Annotated in this window: 21 protein-coding genes; 18 read left to right on the top strand and 3 right to left on the bottom strand. The window is 64.2% G+C overall.

Going from position 1 to position 22,887, the window contains the following annotated elements:
- The first annotated feature begins 69 nt into the window (after positions 1-69).
- Both rnr and AC1D0O_RS03710 read left to right on the top strand, forming a co-directional pair.
- Complete coding sequence (gene rnr, locus AC1D0O_RS03715) at positions 70-2,391, top strand: ribonuclease R (protein WP_477652248.1); 2,322 nt, start codon at positions 70-72, stop codon at positions 2,389-2,391.
- A 59-nt stretch (positions 2,392-2,450) separates the two neighbouring features.
- Positions 2,451-3,008: a YggT family protein gene (locus tag AC1D0O_RS03710; RefSeq protein WP_477652193.1), complete on the top strand. Its 558-nt coding sequence runs from the start codon at positions 2,451-2,453 to the stop codon at positions 3,006-3,008.
- Here the strand turns inward: AC1D0O_RS03710 and AC1D0O_RS03705 are convergent.
- From AC1D0O_RS03705 to AC1D0O_RS03695, 3 genes are all read right to left on the bottom strand, one after another.
- Entirely contained in the window at positions 3,005-4,504 is a 1,500-nt protein-coding gene (locus AC1D0O_RS03705) for an NAD(P)H-hydrate dehydratase (protein WP_477652192.1), read from the bottom strand. The two genes, AC1D0O_RS03710 and AC1D0O_RS03705, sit on opposite strands and share 4 nt — an antisense overlap.
- Positions 4,505-4,555: 51 nt before the next feature.
- Positions 4,556-5,815, bottom strand: coding sequence for a D-amino acid dehydrogenase (locus AC1D0O_RS03700; RefSeq protein WP_477652191.1), 1,260 nt, complete (start codon positions 5,813-5,815; stop codon positions 4,556-4,558).
- A 119-nt stretch (positions 5,816-5,934) separates the two neighbouring features.
- A complete protein-coding gene (locus AC1D0O_RS03695) occupies positions 5,935-7,287 on the bottom strand; it encodes an amidase (protein WP_477652190.1) in 1,353 nt (450 codons plus the stop codon).
- 189 nt (positions 7,288-7,476) lie between these two features.
- Between AC1D0O_RS03695 and rpsB the strand changes: the two genes are divergently transcribed.
- The 16 genes from rpsB to AC1D0O_RS03615 all read left to right on the top strand — a co-directional run bounded on the left by rpsB (position 7,477) and on the right by AC1D0O_RS03615 (position 22,665).
- Positions 7,477-8,229 carry a 30S ribosomal protein S2 gene (rpsB, locus tag AC1D0O_RS03690; RefSeq protein ID WP_007866397.1) on the top strand — a complete coding sequence of 251 codons (753 nt, stop codon included), beginning with the start codon at positions 7,477-7,479 and terminating at the stop codon, positions 8,227-8,229.
- A 126-nt stretch (positions 8,230-8,355) separates the two neighbouring features.
- Positions 8,356-9,270: a translation elongation factor Ts gene (gene tsf, locus AC1D0O_RS03685; protein ID WP_477652189.1), complete on the top strand. Its 915-nt coding sequence runs from the start codon at positions 8,356-8,358 to the stop codon at positions 9,268-9,270.
- 63 nt (positions 9,271-9,333) lie between these two features.
- Entirely contained in the window at positions 9,334-10,044 is a 711-nt protein-coding gene (gene pyrH / locus AC1D0O_RS03680) for a UMP kinase (RefSeq protein ID WP_477652188.1), read from the top strand.
- A 49-nt stretch (positions 10,045-10,093) separates the two neighbouring features.
- Positions 10,094-10,654: a ribosome recycling factor gene (gene frr, locus AC1D0O_RS03675; protein WP_477652187.1), complete on the top strand. Its 561-nt coding sequence runs from the start codon at positions 10,094-10,096 to the stop codon at positions 10,652-10,654.
- Positions 10,655-10,681: 27 nt separating this feature from the next.
- Positions 10,682-11,422 carry a polyprenyl diphosphate synthase gene (gene uppS / locus AC1D0O_RS03670; protein ID WP_477652186.1) on the top strand — a complete coding sequence of 247 codons (741 nt, stop codon included), beginning with the start codon at positions 10,682-10,684 and terminating at the stop codon, positions 11,420-11,422.
- Positions 11,422-12,282 (top strand): phosphatidate cytidylyltransferase, encoded by an 861-nt coding sequence (locus AC1D0O_RS03665; protein ID WP_477652185.1) that lies wholly within the window; start codon positions 11,422-11,424, stop codon positions 12,280-12,282. The genes uppS and AC1D0O_RS03665 overlap by 1 nt, the downstream gene beginning before the upstream one ends.
- A gap of 6 nt (positions 12,283-12,288) precedes the next feature.
- A complete protein-coding gene (gene ispC / locus AC1D0O_RS03660) occupies positions 12,289-13,479 on the top strand; it encodes a 1-deoxy-D-xylulose-5-phosphate reductoisomerase (RefSeq protein WP_477652184.1) in 1,191 nt (396 codons plus the stop codon).
- 1 nt (position 13,480) lies between these two features.
- Entirely contained in the window at positions 13,481-14,830 is a 1,350-nt protein-coding gene (gene rseP / locus AC1D0O_RS03655) for an RIP metalloprotease RseP (protein WP_477652183.1), read from the top strand.
- Positions 14,831-14,843: 13 nt separating this feature from the next.
- The gene (gene bamA, locus AC1D0O_RS03650; protein WP_477652182.1) at positions 14,844-17,141 is read left to right on the top strand and encodes an outer membrane protein assembly factor BamA; all 2,298 of its coding nucleotides are present in this window, start codon (positions 14,844-14,846) and stop codon (positions 17,139-17,141) included.
- Complete coding sequence (locus AC1D0O_RS03645; protein WP_477652181.1) at positions 17,141-17,647, top strand: OmpH/Skp family outer membrane protein; 507 nt, start codon at positions 17,141-17,143, stop codon at positions 17,645-17,647. Before bamA ends, AC1D0O_RS03645 begins: the two co-directional genes overlap by 1 nt.
- 49 nt (positions 17,648-17,696) lie before the next feature.
- Positions 17,697-18,758 carry a UDP-3-O-(3-hydroxymyristoyl)glucosamine N-acyltransferase gene (gene lpxD, locus AC1D0O_RS03640; RefSeq protein ID WP_477652180.1) on the top strand — a complete coding sequence of 354 codons (1,062 nt, stop codon included), beginning with the start codon at positions 17,697-17,699 and terminating at the stop codon, positions 18,756-18,758.
- Positions 18,755-19,195 (top strand): 3-hydroxyacyl-ACP dehydratase FabZ, encoded by a 441-nt coding sequence (fabZ, locus tag AC1D0O_RS03635; RefSeq protein WP_122956731.1) that lies wholly within the window; start codon positions 18,755-18,757, stop codon positions 19,193-19,195. Before lpxD ends, fabZ begins: the two co-directional genes overlap by 4 nt.
- A gap of 31 nt (positions 19,196-19,226) precedes the next feature.
- Entirely contained in the window at positions 19,227-20,039 is an 813-nt protein-coding gene (lpxA, locus tag AC1D0O_RS03630) for an acyl-ACP--UDP-N-acetylglucosamine O-acyltransferase (protein WP_477652179.1), read from the top strand.
- A 94-nt stretch (positions 20,040-20,133) separates the two neighbouring features.
- Positions 20,134-21,264: a lipid-A-disaccharide synthase gene (gene lpxB, locus AC1D0O_RS03625; protein ID WP_477652247.1), complete on the top strand. Its 1,131-nt coding sequence runs from the start codon at positions 20,134-20,136 to the stop codon at positions 21,262-21,264.
- A complete protein-coding gene (gene rnhB / locus AC1D0O_RS03620; RefSeq protein ID WP_477652178.1) occupies positions 21,236-21,853 on the top strand; it encodes a ribonuclease HII in 618 nt (205 codons plus the stop codon). The genes lpxB and rnhB overlap by 29 nt, the downstream gene beginning before the upstream one ends.
- Complete coding sequence (locus AC1D0O_RS03615; protein ID WP_477652177.1) at positions 21,850-22,665, top strand: TrmH family RNA methyltransferase; 816 nt, start codon at positions 21,850-21,852, stop codon at positions 22,663-22,665. Before rnhB ends, AC1D0O_RS03615 begins: the two co-directional genes overlap by 4 nt.
- Positions 22,666-22,887: the final 222 nt, after the last annotated feature.

The following is a 22,887-nucleotide window of genomic DNA, read 5'->3' as shown; positions in this document are numbered from 1 at the left end:
AACAAATAGAGACTTTTTATCAAAACAACTCACTCCCATGCGGGCGGATCGTCCGCCCATTCCTCCGGTCTGCTCGCTGAATTCGAGGGCACCGTTTCCGGCCACCGCGACGGCCATGGTTTCGTATTGCGCGATGACGGCGAGGCGGATATTTACCTGCCGCCCAACGAGATGCGCGCAGTGCTGCACAAGGACCGCGTCAAGGCGCGCATCGTGCGGCATGACCGCAAAAACCGGCCTGAAGGCCGCGTGACCGAAATCATCGAGCGCTCCTCCAACCCCATCATTGGCCGCCTGTTGCAGGAAAGCGGCGTCTGGCTGGTCGCGCCCGAAGACAAGCGCTACGGCCAGGACGTACTGATCCCCAAGGGCGCCACCGGCACGGCTAAAGTCGGCCAGGTGGTGGTGGTGCAACTCACCGAGCCACCGGCGCTGTTCGGCCAGCCTGTGGGCCGCGTCAAGGAAGTGCTGGGCGAGATCGACGACCCCGGCATGGAAATCGAGATCGCGGTGCGCAAATATGGCGTGCCGCATGAATTCAGCGACGAGGCCCTGGCCCTGGCCCGTTCCCTGCCGGACGCCGTGCGGCCGGCCGACAAAAAACACCGCATCGACTTGACCGACGTTCCGCTGGTCACCATCGACGGCGAAGACGCCCGCGACTTTGACGACGCCGTGTACTGCGAGCCGGCCAAGGTCGGCCGCGGCAAGGGCTGGCGCCTGCTGGTGGCGATTGCCGACGTGAGCCACTATGTGGAAACCGGCAGCGCCATCGACATCGACGCCTACGACCGCGCCACCAGCGTGTATTTCCCGCGCCGGGTGATTCCCATGCTGCCGGAGAAGCTCTCCAACGGCCTGTGCTCGCTCAACCCCAACGTCGAGCGCCTGTGCATGGTCTGCGACATGCTGGTCAACGCCAAGGGCGAGGTCCATGCCTACCAGTTCTATCCGGCGGTGATGTTCAGCCAGGCGCGCTTCACCTACACCGAGGTCGCCGCCATCCTGGCCAACACGCGCGGCCCCGAAGCCGCGCAGCGCAAGGCACTGGTGCCGCATTTGCTCGACCTGCACGACGTCTACCAGGCCTTGCTCAAGGAGCGCGGCGTGCGCGGAGCCGTGGATTTCGAAACCACCGAAACGCAGATCGTCTGCGACGAAGCGGGACGTATCGAAAAAATCGTGCCCCGCACGCGCAACGTGGCCCACCGCCTGATCGAGGAAGCCATGCTGGCCGCCAACGTCTGTTCGGCCGACTTCATTTCCCAGAGCAAGCATGTAGGCCTGTACCGCGTGCACGAAGGTCCGACCCCCGAGAAGAAGGAGATGCTGCGCAACTACCTGAAGGTGGCCGGCGTCGGCATGACCATCAGCGATGACCCGGAACCCGGCGAATTCCAGAAGATCGCGTTGGCCACCAAGGACAGGCCGGACGCGCAGCAAATCCATTCGATGCTGCTGCGCTCCATGCAGCAGGCCATCTACACGCCCATGAACAGCGGCCACTTCGGCCTGGCGTACGAGGCCTACACCCACTTCACCAGCCCGATCCGGCGCTACCCTGATCTGCTGGTGCACCGCGTCATCAAGGCGGTGCTGAACAAGGCCAAATACCAGTTGCCGACCCTGCCCACCCCGGGTGAGGCCGAAGCCAAGCTGTCCAAACGGCTGGCCTCGCGCGTCAAGGAGCCGACGCAGAAGCCGAAAAAAGCCAGTGCCGACGAACTCGCCTGGCAAGCGGCCGGCTTGCATTGCAGCGCCAACGAACGCCGTGCCGACGAAGCCAGCCGCGACGTTGAAGCCTGGCTCAAGTGCAAATACATGCGCGAGCATCTCGGCGAAGAGTTCGGCGGTGTTGTCACGGCGGCCACGGGCTTCGGCATCTTCGTCACGCTGGACGCGATGTACGTCGAAGGCCTGGTGCACATCACCGAACTGGGCGGCGAATACTTCCGCTTCGACGAAGCCCGCCAGGAACTGCGCGGCGAGCGCACCGGCATCCGCTACGCCATCGGCACGCGGGTGAGGGTGCAGGTCAGCCGGGTGGACCTGGACGGCCGCAAGATTGATTTCCGCCTGGTGAACGAGGGCCAAGACTTGGTCGGGCGTGCCATGAAGGACAAGACTGGCGGCCATGCGACGGAGTTGCCGGCCCAGGAACGCGGCGCCGCGCGCCACGCCGGCGAACCCCGAACCGGCAAGGCCGGCAAGAAGCCGGTGGGCAAGCACGCGGAAACCCGCTCCAGTAGCCGCACCAGCGGTTCAGGCCGGAGCACCGGCGGCGCCGGCAGCGAACGCACGCCCAAGTCGCCCATCCAGGCGCTGAAGGCGGCCGTCAAGAAAGCCGCCGGCAGCGCCGGGCGCAAACAGGGCAAGAAGCCACGCCGCTAGGAGTCCTGAATAGCCATGGATTGTTTTTCCCATCCTCTCTCGTACAGGGCAGGCCGCGCATGTTGATCCGTATCCTGTCGTTTCTTCTTGAAACCATTTTTTTCCTGCTGATTGCGGCGGCGCTGCTGCGTGCGTGGATGAACTGGGTCCGGGTCAACATGAGCGCCCAGCCGGGCAGTTTTGTGATGGCGCTGACCGACTGGCTGGTCAAGCCGCTGCGCCGCGCGCTGCCCAGGTCGCTGGCGCAGTCGCGGGTGGATTGGGCCAGCGTGATTGCCGCCGCCGTGCTGGCGCTAGCTTATGCGCTGCTGTGGGCGTTGCTGGTTGGCATGCTGTGGGGAGCGCTTGGGCTGGCGCCCCTGGTCTTGCTGACGCTGTTGTCTTTCGCGCTCAAGATGCTGGTCCGTGTGGCGCTGCAAACCCTGTTCATCCTGGTGCTGGGTTTTGCCATCCTCTCGTGGATACAGCCCGGCTCGCCTGCCTATGCCTTGCTGGGTCGCCTGACCGAACCCGTGCTGGCGCCGCTGCGCCGCGTGATACCTGTCGTGGGCGGGGTTGACATCTCGGCACTGGTGCTGATCGTGCTGCTGCAGATTGCCTTGATGGTCATCGTCTAGCAGCCGGCCAGTGCCGACGCCGTCAGCGTCTGGCCGCCGGCCTCCGCCGGCCATTCGTCGGCCATGCGGCCGTGGGCAAACACGGCGCTGCATGCCGCTTCAAAACCTCCCAACCCCCCGGCTATGCGGGCGCCCAGCATGCCTGCCAGCACGTCACCGGTGCCGGCCGTGGCCAGCAGGGCATTGCCGCTGTTGTTGATGGCGCTAGCCTGGCCCGGTGCGGCGATCACGGTCCCTGAGCCTTTGAGCACCACGACGCACTGAAAACGCTGAGCCAGCTGGCGGGCGGACGCCAGCCGGCCAGCTTGCACTTCTTTGGCGCTGCTTCCTGCCAGCCGGGCGGCTTCGAGCGGGTGGGGCGTGAGCACTGTCACATAGCCACGGTGGTGGCGGGCCGTGAGCTGGGTTTGCAGCTGCGTGTCTGCCGCGATCGCGTTGAGCGCATCCGCGTCCAGCACCAGCCGGGGCGCCGCCGACAGCACCTTGGGCAGCACTGCGCGCACGGCGTCGCCACCGCCACAGCCGCACACCACCACCTGCTGCGCCAGGTCCAGCGCCTCGGGGGCGCGAAACATCAATTCGGGTTGCTGGGGGTCCGTGCTGAGCGACGGCTTGCCGAGCAGCGCCACATACACCCGGCCCGCGCCTGCATGCAGCGCGGCCCGCGCGGCCAGCAGCGCCGCGCCCGCCATGTGGCTATGGGCGGTGGATTCGCCACCCAGCACCGCCACGTCGCCAAAGCTGCCTTTGTGGCTGGCGTGCGGGTTGGTATGCCTTGGGGCTTGCGAGGCCCGGTCGGCACCCAGCAGCCAGGCCTCCGGTGCCAGCGCGCCGGTGGGCGCCGTGGCAAGGCCGTCAAACCATACCTGACCCGCGCGGTCGCGGCCGTTCGCGGTGAACAGCCCCGGCTTCAGGGTCAAAAGGCTCAAGGTAAAGATCTCTGGTGCCGCGGCAAGCTCAAGGTTGAACGCCCCGGTGTCGGCATTCAGGCCGGTCGGCACGTCCACTGCGAGCCGCAGTGCGGCGCCGGCCTGCATGCGCGCCAGCCATTCCAGCATCAGGGCAGTGCCGGGCCGGGCCGGGTCCAGCGTGCCGCCTATGCCCAGCAGGGCGTCTATGCAGAAATCGAAGCCTTCAGGCGGCTCCGCGGCCATGGGCACGCCGGCCGCCAGGGCGCGTTCGCGCGAGGCCTGCGCGTCGGCCGGCTGGCCGGTTTTACCGGGCGGCGGACCCGTCCAGGTCAAGGTCACGTTTTTGCCCCAGCGGTGCAGGTGCATGGCGGCCTCGAAACCGTCGCCGCCGTTGTTGCCGGGCCCGCAGGCAATCCAGATGCGGCGCGCGTGCGGCGCCAGGGCCAGCGCCAGGCGGGCGACCGAAAGGCCGGCCCGTTGCATCAGCGTGTGCGGCGGCAGGCCTGCGGCGGCGAGCCGTTCAAGTTCGCGGGTGGCCGCCACGCTGTGAAGCGGCTCGCTGAGGGCGCTGGAAATTCTTCGCATGGCCCGATTGTGCGGCCCCGGGCGCCGTGCAGGAACGGGACCCGTCGGGTTTCAGGCAAGGCGAGCGACGTCCAGCCCTTCCATGTCGATGTCCGTGCTTTTCCCTGCCATCAGATCGGCCAGCGCCCGCGCGCTGCCGCAACTGAGCGCCCAGCCGCTGGATCCGTGGCCCAGGTTGAGCCAGAGCCCGGGGATGCCGCTGTCGCCGATGATGGGCGGCCCGTCAGGCAGCATGGGCCTGGCGCCTTTCCACTCCTGCACGCTGGCGCCGATGTTGGAGAGCTGGGCCGCACCCGGGAACCAGTCATGTAAAACCTTGTAAAGGGTTTGCAGGGAGCCGGCCCGTTTGTTGTCCAGCGAGCCGCCGATTTCGGCGCTGCCGGCCACGCGCACGCGATTGCCCAGGCGTGAAATCGCCACCTTGTAGCGTTCGTCCATCAGCGCGCTGCGTGGCGCGTTCAGGGGCTCGCGAATCGGTGCGCTGATGGAGTAGCCGTAAACCGCCGCCATGGGGATTTTCAGGCCCAGCGGCCTCAAGAGCTGCGCCGAGGCCAGGCCGGCGCACATGACCACCCGGTCGAAGCCGCGCGGTGTGCTTTCACCAGCGATGAGCAGGCTGGCGGGTTGCGCCTGCTCCAGCCCGGCCACCGTGGTGTTGAACTCAAAGTTCACGCCCAGGCGTTGGGCTTCGTTCTTCAGCAGCAGCGCAAACTGCCGGCAGTTGGCCACCTCGTCGTTCGGCAGATGCACCGCGCCCAGGAAGGGTGTGTCCGTGTTCAGCGCCGGCTCGATCTTGAGAACCTCCTCGGGGCCGATTTCCTTGAAGGCCACGCCTGCTTCGCGCAGCACCGCCAGGCCGGGCTGCACCAATTTGCTATCCTTTTCGGAGCGGAGCAAGACCATGTAGCCGGGGCTGCCGTCATATTCGAGTTGCAGCTCGGCGGTCAAGTGGTGCAGTCGTTCCCGGCTGTAAAAGGCCAGGCGCTGCATGCGTGCACGATTGGCCAGGTAGGTATCGAGCTTGCAGGCGCGAAACCATTTCCACATCCAGGCCAGTTCACCGGCCGACAGCGGCAGGGCGAGCTTGACGGGCGCGTGCCGGCTGAACAGGTGGCTGAGGACCTTGCGCGGCATGCCGGGCGCGGCCCAGGGCGTGACGTAGCCGGGCGCGACCAGGCCGGCGTTGGCGAAGCTGGTCTCCTCGGCCGCCGCGCCGCGGCGTTCGAACACGGTGACGTCATGGCCGTCCAGGGCCAGTTCGTAGGCGGTGGTGATGCCGATGATGCCGGCACCAATGACGGCGATCCTCATACGAGGGCGCCGCGGCGGCGTGGGGTGGGGGCGGAGCGCTCGGGGTAGGGAAACGTGTTCTGCATTGTTTTTATGAAGTGAAGCAGGCCGCTGGCCCGAACTGGATGGGTCCGCGGCGATTATTGCTGCAGCGACAGGGCCAGGGCGGCTTCCACCTGCATGGCCAGGTCCAGTACATCGTCATCATGCAGCGCCGCATGCCACAGCATCAGGCCCACGGGCAACTGGCCGGGCGTGTGGCAGGGCAGGGAAATCGCACAGCCGTCGAGCATGTTAACCACGGACGTGTTGCGCAGCAAAAGACCGTTGACCCTGAAAAACTCGGTGTCGTCGTTGAGCAGGCCGGCAATCGGCGGCGCGACGAGAGGCACGGTGGGCGACAGCACGGCATCAAAGCCGTCCAGGCGGGTTTCCATGCGGGTGATCCAGGCCTTGCGGGCTGCCACCAGGTCGATGTAGTCGGCCGCGCTCATGCTGGCGCCACGCAGGATGCGCTGCGCGACACGCGGATCGTAGCTGGCCTGGTGTTCGGCGATCAGGCTGCGGTGCCAGGCGTAACTTTCCGCCGCAGACAGGCCGCCGGTGGCGTTGATGGCCCCCAGTTCGGAGATTTCCTCCAGCATGATCTCCTCGATATGGGCGCCGGCCCGGCGCAAGACCTGCAGGCTGCGCTCAAACGCCTGGGCCACCGTGCGGCTCAACGCATCCTGCATCTGCGTGCGGGCCACGGCCAGGCGGCAGGCGGACAGCGGTTTGCCGGCCAGCCTCACCTGGCGTGCCGCCAGCACCTCGTGCACTGTGACTGCATCGCGCACCGAGCGCGTCAGGGCGCTCACGGTGTCCAGGCTGGTGGACAGCGGCAGGGCGCCGGCGGTTGGTACCAGGCGGGCCGTGCTCTTGAAACCGACGATGCCGCACAAGGCCGCGGGAATTCGGATCGAGCCTCCTGTGTCCGAGCCCAGCCCAACCAGGGCCGCGCCCGTGGCCACCGACACCGCCGCGCCTGACGACGAGCCGCCCGGGATGCGAGGCGTGGCCGGATCGGCCGGGTTGGCGGGCGTTCCGTAGTGCGGGTTGATGCCCACGCCCGAAAAAGCAAATTCGACCATGTTGGTGCGGCCCACCAGTGCCGCACCGGCGGCCCGCAGGCGCGCCACCGCGGGGCAGTCGGCCTGGGCCGGAGCGGACTGCGCCAGCACTTTGGACCCGGCGGCGGTGACCTGGCCCGCCACGTCGAACAGGTCCTTGATGGACACCGGAATTCCCGCAACCGCAGGCCAGGCATCGCCGGACGGGGCGGTTTTCGGCGTTTCGGGCGGATTTGCCAGCGAGCCAGGCATGAAAACATGCCGGCAAGCCTCGCTTTGTGCAGCCTGGGCGGCCTGCGCCAGGATGTCCGCGGCTTGCACATGGCCCGCCTGGAGTGCCTGGCGGACGGCATGGAGGTCGCCTGGGAAGGGAGTCTGGCTCATGGGGATGGGGAAGGTGCGGGAAAGGAGTGCGGGAGGATGTTATACTCGACAGGCTTTGCGAATGACGATTCTGTTGTTTGCAATGCAAATCGCAAATCAGCCACACCAAGGTGTTGTCCCGGGAATCTCAAAAAGAGAGCCTCGGGGCGATAAGCGCTGATTTTAGACACAACCTTTTGGAGTATTTTTATGTCGACCACTATGCGCGAAATGCTGGAAGCAGGCGTTCATTTCGGACACCAAACCCGTTTCTGGGACCCCAAGATGGCTCCGTACATCTTCGGCCATCGCAACCGCATTCACATCATCAACCTGGAAAAATCGCTGCCGATGTACCAGGAGGCGATGAAGTTCGCCAAGCAGCTGTCCGCCAACCGCGGCACCATCCTGATGGTGGGCACCAAGCGCCAGGCCCGCGAAATCGTCGCGACCGAAGCCAAGCGCGCCGGCGTTCCTTACGTTGATCAGCGCTGGCTGGGCGGCATGCTGACCAACTTCAAGACGGTCAAGACCTCGATCAAGCGCCTGAAAGAGATGAAGGCCCAGCAGGAAGCCGGCCTCGACTCCATCAGCAAAAAAGAACAGCTGACCTTCAAGCGTGAAATCGAAAAGCTGGAAAAAGACATCGGCGGCATTCAGGACATGAACGCACTGCCGGACGCCATTTTCGTGATCGACGTGGGTTTCCACAAAATCGCGATCCTGGAAGCCAAGAAGCTCGGCATCCCCCTGATCGGTGTGGTGGATTCCAACCACTCGCCTATCGGCATCGATTACGTGATCCCCGGCAACGATGACTCCTCCAAGGCTGTGGCGCTGTACGCCCGCGGTATCGCCGACGCGATCCTGGAAGGCCGTGCCAACGCCGTGAACGACGTCGTCAAGGCCGTGTCGGCTGAGAGCTCGGACGAGTTCGTGGAAGTGGACAACGCAGCCGCCTGATAGTTTTCGGCTCTGCGCCAGACGCGAAAAAGGGGCTCGCGTAGCCCCTTTTTCACAACTTAAGCATCAAGAAGGGGCGGGCCCTGTCGGCCCATCCTTGTGAACACGACAAAACGGAGAATCAAAATGGCAATTACTGCAAGCATGGTCGCTGAACTGCGCGCCAAAACCGACGCCCCGATGATGGAGTGCAAGAAGGCGCTGACCGAGGCGGAAGGCAACTTTGAAAAAGCGGAAGAAATCCTGCGCGTCAAGCTCGGCAGCAAGGCCGGCAAGGCCGCCTCCCGCGTCACCGCGGAAGGTGTTGTGGCCGCGCACCGCGAAGGCGATGTGGGAGCGCTGGTTGAAATCAATTGCGAAACCGACTTCGTGACCAAGAACGACAGCTTCCTGGCTTTCACCAAAGCCGTGGTCGAAGGCATCGTCAAGAACAACCCGGCCGACGTGGAAGCCGTGGGCGCAATGCCCCTGTCGCTGGACGGTTTCGGCCCCACGGTCGAAGACGTGCGCAAGGGCCTGATCGGCAAGATCGGCGAAAACATGAGCGTGCGCCGCTTCAAGCGTTTCAGCGGCAGCAAGCTGGCTTCTTACCTGCACGGCACGCGCATTGGCGTGGTGGTGGAGTTTGAAGGCGACGAGGCCGCCGCCAAGGACGTCGCCATGCATGTGGCCGCGATGAAGCCCGTGTCGCTGTCCAGCGCTGAAGTCCCTGCTGAGCTGGTCGCCAAAGAGCGCTCGGTGGCCGCCGCCAAGGCCGCTGAAGATGCCGCCAAGGCCCAGGCCGAAGGCAAGCCCGTGCAGTCCGCCGAAATTGTTGCAAAGCGTATCGAAGGCGGCGTGCAAAAGTACCTGAAGGAAGTCAGCCTGTACAACCAGACTTTCGTCAAGAACGACAAGCAGACCGTCGAGCAGATGCTCAAGGAAAAAGCGACCACGATCAAGTCCTTCACGCTGTATGTGGTGGGCGAAGGCATCGAGAAAAAGGTCGACGACTTCGCCGCGGAAGTCGCGGCCCAGGTCGCAGCCGCCAAGGCAGCTTAAGCATTCAGCCTAGCCGGAAGGCCGCTAAACTCCAATTCACTTTAACCACAGAAAGCTCCTCACATGCCAGCCTACAAGCGAATCTTGTTAAAACTGTCAGGTGAGGCCCTGATGGGCGACGACGCTTTCGGTATCAACCGTGCCACCATCGTGCGCATGGTTGAGGAGATCGCCGAAGTCACCCGCATGGGTGTCGAGGTGGCGGTGGTGATAGGCGGCGGCAACATCTTTCGCGGCGTGGCCGGCGGTTCGGTCGGCATGGACCGCGCCACCGCCGACTACATGGGCATGCTGGCCACCGTGATGAACGCCCTGGCTTTGGGCGACACCATGGACAAGGCCGGCCTGATCGCCCGCGTGATGTCGGCCATCGGCATCGAGCGTGTGGTCGAGCCCTACGTCCGCCCCAAGGCCCTGCAGTACCTCGAAGAGGGCAAGGTCGTCATCTTCGCGGCCGGCACCGGCAATCCGTTTTTCACCACCGACACGGCGGCCGCGTTGCGCGGCGCCGAGATCGGCGCCGAGATCGTGCTCAAGGCCACCAAGGTCGACGGTGTGTACACTGCGGACCCCAAGAAGGACCCGAAGGCCGCGCGCTACACCAACATCACCTTTGATGAGGCCATGGGCAAAAATCTCGAGGTCATGGATGCCACCGCCTTTGCGCTGTGCCGCGACCAGAAGCTTCCCATCAAGGTGTTCAGCATTTTCAAGCACGGCGCGCTCAAGCGGGTGGTGCAGGGCGAAGACGAGGGAACGCTGGTTCACGTCTGATCCTTCTTTGGCTTGCTTTTTTTCGCTATAAAAATCCGGAGATTCGACCATGAGCATTGTTGAAGTCAAGCAGCTGGCAGAGCAAAAAATGCTGCAGTCCATCGACTCGTTCAAGAACGGCCTCACCAAGATCCGCACCGGCCGCGCCAACCCCGGCCTGCTCGACACCGTGCACGTGGATTACTACGGTTCCATGGTGCCCATCAGCCAGGTGGCCAACGTGTCCTTGCTTGATGCGCGCACCATCAGCGTCTCCCCGTGGGAAAAAGGCATGGGTGCCAAGATCGAAAAAGCTATCCGCGATTCCGACCTGGGGCTCAACCCGGCGGCGCAGGGCGATTTGATCCGCGTTCCGATGCCGGCGATGACCGAAGAGCGCCGCAAGGAGCTCACCAAGGTCGTGCGCGGCGAAGGTGAACACGCCAAGGTCGCCATCCGCAACCTGCGCCGCGATGCCAACGACGGCATCAAGAAGCTGGTCAAGGACAAACTGGCGTCGGAGGACGAGGAGCGCCGTTCGCAGGAAGACATCCAGAAGTTCACCGACCGTTTCATTGCCGAAGTCGACAAACTGGTCGCCGGCAAGGAACAAGACATCATGGCGGTTTGACGCTTCAGCGTCCGGCCTGAATCGTCCATGGCCACCAGCACTAACCCGGTCCCGCGCCACATTGCCATCGTCATGGACGGCAATGGCCGCTGGGCGACCAAACGGTTTCTGCCCCGCATCGCGGGCCACAAGCAAGGCGTTGATTCGCTGAGCCGTTGCGTGCGCGCCTGCCTGGAGCGCGGCATCGGCGTGCTGACGGTGTTTGCGTTCTCCTCGGAAAACTGGAACCGGCCGTCCGAAGAGGTGTCCGGCCTGATGGAACTGCTGGCCTTGTCGCTGGCCAAGGAAGTGCCCAGCCTGAACGAGAACGGCGTGCAACTGCACTTCGTGGGTGATCGCCAGCGCCTGTCCGACAAGGTGCAGGCCGGGTTGGCCAAGGCCGAGCGCGACACCTCGGCCAACAGCCGGCTGGTCTTCAATGTGTGTTTCAACTACGGCGGGCGATGGGATATCGCCCAGGCCGCGCAGAAGCTGGCCAGCCGCGGCGAGGCCATCACCGAGCTGTCATTGGACCGGGCCATGGCGATGGCGCATGTGCAAGACCCGGATCTGCTGATCCGCACCGGCGGCGAACTGCGCATCAGCAACTTCCTGCTGTGGCAGGCCGCCTATTCGGAACTGCATTTTTCCGACAAGCTGTGGCCCGAGTTCGACGAGGCCGCGCTGGACGAGGCGATTGCCGTTTTTCGCACCCGCGAACGGCGTTTTGGCCAGACCTCCGCGCAGGTCAGCGGCCAGGTCAACAACGACAATGCAAAGGCGGCTTGATGCTTAAACAGCGTGTGATCACGGCGATTATCCTGCTGGCGATTTTGCTGCCCGCACTTTTTTACAAAACGCCCCAGCCTTTTTGCGCCGTGGCGCTGCTGCTGATCGCGGCCGGTGCCTGGGAGTGGGGCCGCCTCAACGGCTATGGGCAGGGCGTTTCCGCGGGGCTGGGCATTGCCTGCGTGGCGGCTTGCGCGCTGTCCTGGTACGGCGGCCTGCTGGAAAAACCTTTGCCCATGCTGTGGGCCGCGGGCGGCGCGGTGTGGGTGCTGGCCGGTGGCTGGCTGCTGCGCAATGGGGTGGCCGGCTGGCCGCGCATTCCCAAGGTGCTGCGGCTGGTCGCGGGCCTGGTCGCGCTGTGGCTGGCCTGGCTGGCTGTGGCCCAGGCGCGTGTCGCCGGTATCAATTTCCTGCTGTCCGTGCTGCTGCTGGTCTGGGTGGCGGATATCTTTGCCTACTTCGCGGGCCGCACCTTTGGCGGCCGCTTCAGCAAGGGCAAGCTGGCGCCTTCGATCAGTCCGGGCAAGAGCTGGGAGGGCGTCTGGGGCGGCATGGCCGGTGTGGTCGCGCTGTCGCTCGCCTGGGTCTACGCAGGCGGCGCCGCCGGCAGCACGGGTTTCTGGGGCGAGGCGACGCTTTACAGCCGGCTGGTAACGAACCACGGCCTGCTGGTCATGCTTCTGGCGGTCATTTTCCTGGCGGCCATGAGCGTGGTGGGCGACCTGGTCGAGTCCCTGATCAAGCGCAGCGCGGGCGTCAAGGACTCCAGCGGCCTGTTGCCCGGCCATGGCGGGGTGCTGGACCGTGTCGATGCGTTGCTGCCCACGCTGCCCCTGGCGATGATGCTGGTCACCCTTTAGGCCGGTATGCCGTTCTTCAGCAAGCAGCGCATCACCGTTCTGGGCTCCACGGGGTCCATAGGCGTCAACACGCTGGACGTGATTGCGCGCCATCCCGACCGTTTTGAAGTGTTCGCGCTCAGCGCGGCAACCCAGACCGACCTGATGCTGGCGCAATGCGTCCAGTTCAAGCCGCGCTACGCCGTGATGGCGAGTGAGCCGCATGCCCGCCTGCTGGCGGACAAGGTCAAGGCCCACCAGCTTCCCGTGCAGGTGCTGTGGGCGCCAGATGCGCTCGAAATGATCGCCTCGCATGAGTCGGTGGACACCGTCATGGCGGCGATTGTGGGCGCGGCCGGGCTGGCGCCCTGCATGGCGGCGGCCCGCGCGGGCAAACGCCTGCTGCTGGCCAACAAGGAAGCCCTGGTGGTGGGCGGCGAGGTCTTCATGCAGGCGGTGCGCGCCGGCGGCGCCAAGCTGCTGCCCATAGACAGCGAACACTCGGCCATCTTCCAGTCCCTGCCCGAGGATGCCACGACATGGGGCGACCGGGTCGAAAAAATCATTCTGACCGCGTCCGGCGGGCCCTTTCGCACCCGGGACGCCGCCAGCCTGCGCCACGTCACGCCCGATGAGGCCTGCGCCCACCCGAACTGGGTGATGGGCCGGAAAATTTCGGTTGACTCGGCCACCATGATGAACAAGGCCCTGGAGGTCATCGAGGCGAAATACCTGTTCGGCCTGACGCCGGAACAGATCGAGGTGGTGATCCACCCCCAGAGCATCATCCACTCCATGGTGCAGTACCGCGACACCTCGGTGGTGGCGCAGCTCGGAACACCCGACATGCGCGTTCCCATCGCCTACGGCCTGGCCTGGCCCGACCGGGTGGTGTCGGGAGCCAAGGCCCTGGATTTCAGGTCGCTGGCCACCATGACCTTTGAAGTGCCGGACAACGAGCGTTTTCCCGGCTTGCCGCTAGCCTGGGAGGTGCTCAACGGGCCCGTCGGCAGCACCGCCGTGCTCAATGCCGCGAACGAGGTGGCAGTCGCCGCCTTTCTTGAAAAACGCATCCGTTTTGACCATATTCACCATGTAAACCACGCAACTTTGGAGGCGCTGGCGCCCTCAGAGGTAAGTGATGTTGAAGGCCTGCTCGGTCTGGATGGGCAGGCTCGCCGCCTTGCCCTTCAAATTGCCGGACAACTGGAGTCTTGACATGCTGACCCTGATTTCTTTCGTTGTGACGCTGGGCATCCTGATTGCCGTGCATGAATACGGCCATTACCGCGTGGCTGTCGCCTGCGGCATCAAGGTCCTGAAGTTCTCCATCGGTTTCGGCAAGCCGATCTACACCTGGAAGCTCAAAAACAAATCCACGGAATTTTCCATCGGCATGCTGCCCCTGGGCGGTTACGTGAAGATGCTGGACGAGCGCGAGGCGCCCGTCGACCCGGCCGAGCGCCACCTGGCCTTCAATACCCAGCCGCTCAAATCCCGGGCGGCCGTGGTCGCGGCCGGCCCGGCGGCCAACCTGCTGCTGGCCGTGCTGCTGTACGCCATCCTCAACTGGAGCGGCCTGCAGGAACCCAAGGCCGTCCTGGCCACCCCCGTGGCTGGCTCGCTCGCGGAAAAAGCCGGCCTGCGCGGCCAGGAATTGGTGGCGCAGGCCGCCTTTGACGGTGATGAACTCCAGGACGTCCGCTCCTTTGAAGATCTGCGCTGGCGCCTGACCCAGGGCGCCCTGGACGGCCATGACCTCACGCTGGTACTGGGCGGTGAGGGCGCAAGCGCGGGCCGGACAGTGCTGTTGCCGCTCAGCACGCTGGGCGCTCCCGAGGCCGACGCCCAGTTGTTCCGCAGGATCGGCATCCTGGCGCCGTGGACCCGTCCCGAGATTGGCGACGTCATGGCCGGCGGCGCTGCCGAAAAATCCGGCCTGCGTGCCGGCGACGTGGTGCTGCGCGTCGGCGACACCGCCGTCATGGACGGGCCGCATTTGCGCGAACTCATACGCACCTCGGCCGCCGCGCCGCAAAGCTGGCAGCTCATGCGCGCCGGCCAGTCCCTGTCACTGCAGGTCACCCCTGAGCTGAAACCCGTCAACGGAACCATGGTGCCCCGGATTGACGCCTATGTGGGCGCGCCCGCGGAGCTCGTAACGGTTCGCTACGGCTTTGTCGATGGTTTGTGGCAAGGCGCCGTCCGCACCTGGCAGGTGTCCGCGCTCACGCTGCGCCTGATGGGGAAAATGCTGACGGGCCAGGCTTCCCTCAAAAATCTCAGCGGACCGCTCACGATTGCCGACTATGCGGGTAAATCGGCCAGCCTCGGCTTGAGCTATTACCTGACCTTCCTGGCCCTGGTCAGTGTGAGCCTGGGCGTCCTGAATTTACTCCCGCTGCCGGTTCTGGATGGGGGGCACCTGATGTATTATCTTTGGGAGGGGATCACTGGCCGAGGCGTGTCTGACGCCTGGATGGACCGGTTGCAGCGCGGTGGCGTTGCGATCCTGCTGGGCATGATGTGCGTTGCCCTGTTTAACGATGTCACCCGGCTCTTGGGCTAATTCCATAAATTTCATGCAAAAACAAGTAAATCGCTTCAAAGTTCGTGCAGTCTGCGCCATCGCCGCCGGTCTTTTTGCAGCCAGCACCGCCTGGGCGGTGGACCCTTTCACGGTGCGCGACATTCGGGTTGAAGGTTTGCAGCGCGTGGAGCCCGGGACCATTTTCGCGTCACTTCCCTTTCGGGTCGGCGAGACTTACAACGACGACAAGGGTTCAACCGCCATCCGCGCACTGTTCGGCCTGGGGCTGTTCAAGGACGTGAGACTGGAGGTCAACGGCGACGTGCTGGTGGTGATCGTTGAAGAGCGTCCCACCGTGGCCGACGTGGATTTCGTCGGCACCAAGGAATTCGACAAGGAAGTGCTGAAGAAGGCTCTTCGTGAAGCCGGCATCGCCGACGGCCAGCCTTTTGACAAAGCGCTTGCCGACAAGGCCGAGCAGGAACTCAAGCGCCAGTACATCAACAAAAGCCTGTACGGCGTCGAGGTCATCACCACCGTCACGCCGATCGAACGCAACCGCGTCAACCTGACGTTCAGCGTCGTCGAGGGCGACGTGGCCAAAATCAAGGAAATCCACGTCACGGGCAACAAGGCGTTCAGCGAATCCACGCTGCTGGGCCTGTTCGACCTGGACACCGGAGGCTGGCTCAGCTGGTACACCAAGTCCGACCGCTACTCGCGCACCAAACTCAACGCCGACATCGAGACGCTGCGCTCCTACTACCTGTCGCGCGGCTACCTGGAGTTCAAGGTCGAGTCGACCCAGGTCGCGATTTCCCCGGACAAGCAAAGCATCGCCATCACCGTCAATGTGAGCGAAGGCGAGCGTTTTGTGGTGTCGGGTGTCAAGCTGGAAGGCAACTACCTCAACAAGGAAGAAGAGTTCAAGACCCTGGTGAAGATTGAACCCGGCGAGCCCTACAACGCCGACCAGGTTGCGGAAACCACCAAGGCCTTCACCGACTACTTCGGCACTTTCGGATTCGCGTTTGCGCGCGTCGAGGCAGTGCCCGAGATCGACCGCAGCAACAACCGCGTGGCCTTTGTGATCCAGGCGGATCCGTCTCGCCGCGCTTATGTGCGGCGCGTGAACGTGGCCGGCAACAACCGCACGCGCGACGAGGTCGTGCGCCGCGAGTTCCGCCAGTTCGAGTCATCCTGGTACGACGGTGACAAGATCCGCCTTTCGCGCGACCGCGTGGACCGCCTGGGATACTTCAACGAAGTGAACGTCGACACGCAAGAGGTGCCTGGCACCAGCGACCAGGTCGATGTGACCATGACCGTGGTGGAAAAGCCCACCGGCAACCTGCAGCTCGGCGCCGGTTACTCCAGCGCGGACAGCGTGTCTCTCCTGTTTGGCATCAAGCAGGAAAACGTGTTCGGTTCGGGCAACTACCTGGGGATTGAACTCAACACCAGCAAGTCCAATCGCCAATTGGTGCTGAGCACCATCGATCCTTATTTCACGGCTGATGGTATTTCGCGCACCATCGACGTCTACGACCGCACCTCCAAACCGCTTTCCGGACAGGGCGGTGATTACAGCCTGAAAACCCGCGGCGCCAGCATCCGCTTCGGCGTGCCGTTCACCGAGAACGATACCGTCTATTTCGGCAGCGGCTACGAGCAGCTGACCATTGTCCCCGGCACCAACCTGCCGGCGAGCTACCAGACCTATGCCAATCAGTTTGGTTACAAAAGTGACTCCATCCCCTTGACGGTTGGATGGTCGCGCGACAGCCGGGACAGCTCCCTGGTTCCTACCACCGGCCGCTACCAGCGCGTGTACGGCGACTGGGGTGTCGCGGGCGACATCAAGTTCGTGCGCGCCAATTACCAGATCCAGCAGTACATTCCGCTGAACAAACAGTTCACCGTCGCGCTGAACGGTGAATTTGGCTGGGGTAAGGGCCTGAACGGCCAGCCGTATCCGCTGTTCAAGAATTACTACTCGGGCGGCCTCGGGTCGGTGCGCGGCTTCGAGCAGGGCTCATTGGGTCCGCGCGATACCTCCGACCTGGCCATTGGCGGGCCCAAAAAACTGACCCTGAACGCAGAAGTGATCGCGCCGTTCCCGGGCGCGGGCAACGACCGGACCCTGCGTTTGTACGGTTTTGTCGACGCTGGCAATGTGTTCGGGGAAAAAGAACAATACAAGCTGAATGACCTGCGCGTCTCCACCGGTATCGGCATCAGCTGGATTTCCCCATTGGGGCCTTTGCGCATCGCCATCGCGACGCCGCTGCGTAAAAAGCCAGGCGATAGAATAGAGCGGTTGCAATTCCAAATTGGTACATCTTTCTAATGAAGCATCTTTCAAACAAAATTTTCTTGGGTCTTGTCGTCGCATTGGCGGGTTTCTCGGCAAGCGCACAGGAGTTCAAGGTCGGTGTCGTCAATCTGGACCGGATTTTCCGCGAAGCCAACTCCGCCAAAGCCGCCCAGACCAAGCTGGAGCAGGAATTCAGCAAGCGTGAGAAAGAGCTGAACGACCTCGCAACGCAGCTTAAGACGCTGTCCGACAAGTTCGAGCGCGAGGCGCCCACCTTGGCCGAAAGCCAGCGCAACACGCGGCAAAAGCAACTGGTGGACCAGGACCGGGATTTCCAGCGCAAGCGCCGCGAATTCCAGGAAGACCTGAACACCCGCAAGAACGAAGAACTGCAGCAAGTGATTGAGCGCGCCAACAAGGTCGTGAAAACCCTGGCTGAAACCGAAAAATATGACCTGATCCTTCAGGAGTCGGTGTACGTCAACCCGAAACACGACATCACCGACAAAGTGATCAAGGCGCTGAACGCCGCCCGTTGATCGCGGGGGTGTTCACCACGATCACCATCGCCAAAACGGCAGGCGCAGTGTGACACTCCGTCTTGCCGATATTGTCCAATTCCTCGCCGGCGTCAATGCCGAATTGATCGGCGATCCCGGCCTGCAGATTGAGCGGCTCTCCACCCTGGAGGCCGCCGGCCCCCAGGACCTGAGCTTTCTCAGCCATCCCAAATACCTCGCCAAGCTCGCGCAGTCGGCTGCGGCCTGTGTCATCGTGGCGCCCGCCGCGCGGCAGGCCGCCCTCAGCCGGGGCGCTTGCATCGTGGTGGACGACCCTTACCACGCCTTCGCGCTGGTGACCCAGTTCTGGAAGCAGCGGCATGCGCCGCCGTCCGTGCCACAGATTCACCCCAGTGCCTTTATCGATCCCACGGCCACGCTGGCGCGCGGCGTATCGGTGGGGGCCTTCGCCTGCATAGGGGAGGGCGCCGTCATCGGTGCGGGCGCGCGCATTGCCGAACATTGCGTAGTGGGGCGGCATGCCCAGGTCGGGGCGGATACCCGCCTGTCGGCACGCGTCACCGTGGCGGACGGCTGCCGCATAGGCGCGCGCTGCATCGTGCATCCGGGCGCGGTGATAGGCGCCGACGGCTTCGGGTTTGCGCTGCACCAGGGACAGTGGATCAAGATCGAGCAACTGGGCGGTGTGCTGATCGGCGACGACGTGGAGATAGGCGCCAATACCTGCATAGACCGCGGCGCCTTGCAGGACACGGTGCTCGAAGACGGCGTCAAACTCGACAACCTGGTCCAGATCGGCCACAACGTGCGGGTCGGCAAGCACACCGCCATGGCCGGCTGTGCCGGTGTCGCGGGCAGCGCCACCATAGGCGCCCACTGCACAGTGGGCGGCGGCGCCATCGTGCTGGGCCACCTGAGCCTGGCCGACAACGTTCACGTTTCGGCGGCGTCCGTCGTGACAAGGTCCATTCTCAAGCCCGGAAATTACACCGGGCTCTTCCCCATCGACGACAATGCTGTCTGGGAAAAAAATGCCGCCACGCTCAAACAGCTCCACACGCTGCGCGAGCGCCTGCGGCTGGCTGAAAAAGCCATTCTGAACTCAGGACACATTGAAGAAAAATCATGATGGATATCCACCAAATTCTCAAGCAGCTTCCGCATCGCTATCCCATCCTGCTGGTGGACCGCGTACTCGAAATTGAAAAAGGCAAAAGCATCAAGGCGCTCAAGAACGTCACGATCAACGAGCCTTTCTTCATGGGGCACTTCCCTCACCACCCGGTCATGCCCGGCGTGCTGATGCTCGAAGCCATGGCGCAGGCCGCCGCCTTGCTGGCCTTTGAAACACTGGGTGTGACGCCCGACGACAAGACGGTTTATTACTTTGCCGGCATAGACGGCGCGCGCTTCAAGCGACCGGTCGAGCCCGGCGACCAGCTGATCATGGATGTCACGCTGGACCGCATGAAGGCCGGCATTTTCAAGTTCAAGGGCGTGACCCGTGTCGGCGACACCATTGCCTGCGAGGCCGAACTGATGTGCACCATGCGCACCATCGCGTGACCCGGGCCGCAACCATCCAGGCGAGCGCGACATGACTGCATCCCCTAACGCGCCGGGCGTCCATGCCACGGCCCTTGTGGACCCGCAAGCCCAGCTCCACGAATCGGTGAGCGTCGGGCCCTACACCGTCATCGGCCCGCACGTGAAAGTCGGCGCGGGCACGACCATAGGCGCGCACTGCGTGATCGAAGGCCACACCACCATAGGCCGCGACAACCGGATATTCCAGTTCAATTCGCTGGGCGCGATCCCGCAGGACAAAAAATACGCGGGTGAGCCCTGCGAGCTGGTTATCGGCGATCGCAACACGATTCGCGAGTTCTGCACCTTCAACATCGGCTCGCCCGGCGACACGGGCGTGACGCGCGTGGGCGACGACAACTGGTTCATGGCCTATGTGCACCTGGCGCACGATTGCGTCGTGGGCAACAACACCATTTTTGCCAACAACACCCAGCTGGGTGGGCATGTGCACGTGGGCGACTGGGTCATCCTGGGCGGTTTTACCGTCGCGCACCAGTTCGTGAAAATCGGCGCCCACAGCTTTACCGCCATGTGTTCGCTGCTGTTCGCCGATTTGCCGCCTTTTGTCATGGCACAGGGCCAGCCCGCCGAGGCGCGCTCCATGAATTTCGAAGGTTTGCGGCGTCGAGGTTTTTCACCTGACCGTATTTCCGCCGTCAAGGCCATGCACAAGGCGCTGTACCGCGACGACCTCACGCTCGACCAGGCCCGCGCGCGCATTGCCGAACTGAGTGCGAAACATCCGGAATCGGCGCCCGACGTGGAGATGATGCTCTCCTTCCTGGCGCAAACCTCGCCGCAACGCGGCATCGTCCGGTAAGGCCATGTCTCTCGAGACCAGCCCTCTGCCAGCCCGTGGAGAGGCTGGCGGCCTCGACGCAACACCGCCGGCCGGCCGCGCACCCAAGGTGGCTATGGTCGCGGGGGAAACCTCCGGCGACCTTCTGGCGGGTTTGCTGCTCGACGGCCTCAAGGCCCGCTGGCCCGCCTTGACCGCCAGCGGCATAGGCGGTCCGCAGATGGCCAAACGCGGTTTTGAGCCCTGGTGGTCCAGCGAGAAGCTCGCCGTGCGCGGCTACGTCGAGGTGCTGCGCCACTACCGCGAGATCGTCGGCATCCGTGAACAACTCAAACAACGCCTGCTGGAGCAGCGCCCCGATGTTTTCGTCGGCGTGGATGCGCCCGACTTCAACCTGGACCTCGAAGCCGCCTTGAAAGGGCAGGACATCAAGACCGTGCACTTTGTCAGCCCCTCCATCTGGGCCTGGCGCGCCGACCGTGTCGAAAAAATCCGGCGCAGCGTGGACCACGTGCTGTGCATTTTCCCGTTCGAACCGGCCTTGCTGGCCGCCCACGGCATTGCCGCGACCTATGTCGGGCACCCGCTGGCCAATGTGATTCCGCTGCAGCCCGACCGGGCCGCTGCACGGCGCGCGCTGGGCCTGCGGGACGAAAGCACCGTGGTCGCCATCCTGCCGGGCAGCCGGAAGTCGGAAATCCAGTACCTGGCGCAGCGGTTTTTCGCTGCTGCGGCCCTGATCCGTAGGTCGCAGCCCGCAATCCAGTTCGTCGTGCCCGCTATCCCGGCCCTGAAAGCCACGATCGAACACATCGCCGAGGAAACCGGCATGCGGGCTCATCTGCAAATCCTTGACGGCCAATCGCACGCCGCCCTGGCCGCGTGTGATGTCACCCTGATCGCCAGCGGCACAGCCACCCTGGAAGCCGCGCTGTACAAGCGGCCCATGGTGATTGCGTACAACATGAACTGGCTGTCCTGGCAGATCATGCGGCGCAAAAAGCTGCAGCCCTGGGTGGGCCTGCCCAACATCCTGTGCCGCGACTTTGTCGTGCCCGAATTGCTGCAGGACCAGGCCACGCCCGAGGCGCTCGCCGGGGCGGTCCTGCAATGGGTGGAGGCAAAATCCTCGGCACCTGACAAAATAGCGGCTGTGGAACAACGATTCGCCGCGCTGCATACCGAACTGCGGCGGGATACTTCAACATTAGCGACCGATGCGATCCAGCAAATTCTTGAAAGCTGAGCAAACCGCGCTGTCCTGGGACATTCCCGGGCTGGTGGCCGGCGTTGACGAGGCAGGGCGCGGCCCCTTGATGGGCCCGGTGGTGGCCGCCGCCGTCATCCTTGACGAACTGAACCCGATCCAAGGACTGGCCGACTCCAAAAAGCTCACGGCCTTGCGCCGCGAAAAACTCTACGACGAAATCCGTGCCAAGGCCCTGTGCTGCTCGATCGCGCTGGCTACCGCCGAAGAAATAGACAGCATCAACATCCTGCAGGCCACCATGCTGGCCATGAAGCGCGCCGTGGAAGGCCTGCGCCTCAAACCCAACAAGGTGCTGGTGGACGGCAACCGCCTGCCCACGCTGGTGATCCTGTCGGAAGCCATTGTGGGCGGCGACGCACTGGTGCCCGCCATCTCGGCGGCCTCCATCCTGGCCAAGGTGCACCGCGACCGCTGGTGCGCCGAGTTCCACCTGGAATACCCCCAGTACGGCTTTGCCGACCACAAGGGCTACAGCACGGCCGAGCACCTGGCCGCGCTGCGCGAGCACGGCGCCTGCCCGCAGCACCGCAGGTCCTTCGCGCCGGTTGCCGAGGTCCTCCGGTGAGCCAGGGTTCTTCTTCCTCTTCTTCCTCTTCCGGGCCTGCCGCCGAAGTCACCCACGTCACCTCACGCGACAACCCGCTGATCAAGGATTTGCGCAGGCTGTCCCAGGACAGCACGGCCTACCGCAAGCAGGGCCGCGTCTGGCTGGAAGGCGATCACCTGTGCCGCGCGGCGCTGGCGCGGGGGCTCAAACCCGCCCTGGCTGTTTTTTCGGAGTCCTATTGGCCGGTCGCTCCCGCGGAATGGACGCGTGCTGCGCCCAAAAGCATCGTCATCCCCGACGCCTTGCTGCCCGAGATCAGCGGCCTGGAGTCGCCCGCGCGTATGGGTTTTGTGCTCGACTTACCCGGCGCCACTGGCCTGCAGCCTGCTGCGGCCTCGGTGATCCTGGACAGGGTGCAGGACGCCGGCAACGTCGGCTCCATCCTGCGCAGCGCCGCGGCCTTTGGTTTCGGCCAGGTCATCGCCCTCAAAGGCACGGCGGCGCTCTGGTCGCCCAAGGTCTTGCGCGCCGGCATGGGCGCCCACTTTGCCCTGCAACTGGTGGAAGGCCTGGAGTCCGAGGCGCTGGCCGCGTTGACGGTTCCCATCGTCGTCACCAGCTCGCACCACGGCAGCTTTTTGCACCAGCAAAAACTGCCCATGCCCTGCGCCTGGGCCATGGGCCACGAAGGGCAGGGCGTAGGCGACGACCTGATGGCCAGGGCTGCCCTCAAAGTCCGCATAGACCAGCCCGGCGGCGAAGAGTCGCTCAACGTCGCTGCCGCAGCAGCGATTTGCCTCTATGCCAGCTCGTTGGTGAAGAGCTCTTAATTCCAGCCGGGGCCGCGGAACTGGCTTTGCCAGGCCGCAGGCGCAGCGGCCCCCTCGGGGGGCAAGGAGCTACACGCAGTGAGCGACTGAGGGGGCCTTTCTTCACCAGCATGAGCCGCGGAACCGGCTTTGCCGGGCCGCAGGTGGGCGGCCCCCTTCGTGATGAAAGGGGCAGGGAGAAAGGCCGTAGGCCACACGAAGTGAGCGACCGTGGGGGCACTA

Source organism: Polaromonas sp. P1_F2 (assembly GCF_056405735.1).
The sequence above is the reverse complement of the archived record's forward strand: the minus strand, read 5'-3'. Positions and strand labels throughout refer to the sequence as shown.

What these genes read in the sequence shown, in the direction of transcription:
- AC1D0O_RS03710 (WP_477652193.1), top strand. Translation starts at nt 2,451, where the DNA reads ATGTTGATCCGTATCCTGTCGTTTCTTCTTGAAACCATTTTTTTCCTG.
- AC1D0O_RS03705 (WP_477652192.1), bottom strand. Translation starts at nt 4,504, where the DNA reads ATGCGAAGAATTTCCAGCGCCCTCAGCGAGCCGCTTCACAGCGTGGCG.
- AC1D0O_RS03665 (WP_477652185.1), top strand. Translation starts at nt 11,422, where the DNA reads ATGCTTAAACAGCGTGTGATCACGGCGATTATCCTGCTGGCGATTTTG.
- tsf (WP_477652189.1), top strand. Translation starts at nt 8,356, where the DNA reads ATGGCAATTACTGCAAGCATGGTCGCTGAACTGCGCGCCAAAACCGAC.
- bamA (WP_477652182.1), top strand. Translation starts at nt 14,844, where the DNA reads ATGCAAAAACAAGTAAATCGCTTCAAAGTTCGTGCAGTCTGCGCCATC.
- uppS (WP_477652186.1), top strand. Translation starts at nt 10,682, where the DNA reads ATGGCCACCAGCACTAACCCGGTCCCGCGCCACATTGCCATCGTCATG.
- fabZ (WP_122956731.1), top strand. Translation starts at nt 18,755, where the DNA reads ATGATGGATATCCACCAAATTCTCAAGCAGCTTCCGCATCGCTATCCC.
- frr (WP_477652187.1), top strand. Translation starts at nt 10,094, where the DNA reads ATGAGCATTGTTGAAGTCAAGCAGCTGGCAGAGCAAAAAATGCTGCAG.
- rnhB (WP_477652178.1), top strand. Translation starts at nt 21,236, where the DNA reads ATGCGATCCAGCAAATTCTTGAAAGCTGAGCAAACCGCGCTGTCCTGG.
- lpxB (WP_477652247.1), top strand. Translation starts at nt 20,134, where the DNA reads ATGGTCGCGGGGGAAACCTCCGGCGACCTTCTGGCGGGTTTGCTGCTC.
- ispC (WP_477652184.1), top strand. Translation starts at nt 12,289, where the DNA reads ATGCCGTTCTTCAGCAAGCAGCGCATCACCGTTCTGGGCTCCACGGGG.
- lpxA (WP_477652179.1), top strand. Translation starts at nt 19,227, where the DNA reads ATGACTGCATCCCCTAACGCGCCGGGCGTCCATGCCACGGCCCTTGTG.
- AC1D0O_RS03700 (WP_477652191.1), bottom strand. Translation starts at nt 5,815, where the DNA reads ATGAGGATCGCCGTCATTGGTGCCGGCATCATCGGCATCACCACCGCC.
- rpsB (WP_007866397.1), top strand. Translation starts at nt 7,477, where the DNA reads ATGTCGACCACTATGCGCGAAATGCTGGAAGCAGGCGTTCATTTCGGA.
- pyrH (WP_477652188.1), top strand. Translation starts at nt 9,334, where the DNA reads ATGCCAGCCTACAAGCGAATCTTGTTAAAACTGTCAGGTGAGGCCCTG.
- rseP (WP_477652183.1), top strand. Translation starts at nt 13,481, where the DNA reads ATGCTGACCCTGATTTCTTTCGTTGTGACGCTGGGCATCCTGATTGCC.
- AC1D0O_RS03695 (WP_477652190.1), bottom strand. Translation starts at nt 7,287, where the DNA reads ATGAGCCAGACTCCCTTCCCAGGCGACCTCCATGCCGTCCGCCAGGCA.
- AC1D0O_RS03645 (WP_477652181.1), top strand. Translation starts at nt 17,141, where the DNA reads ATGAAGCATCTTTCAAACAAAATTTTCTTGGGTCTTGTCGTCGCATTG.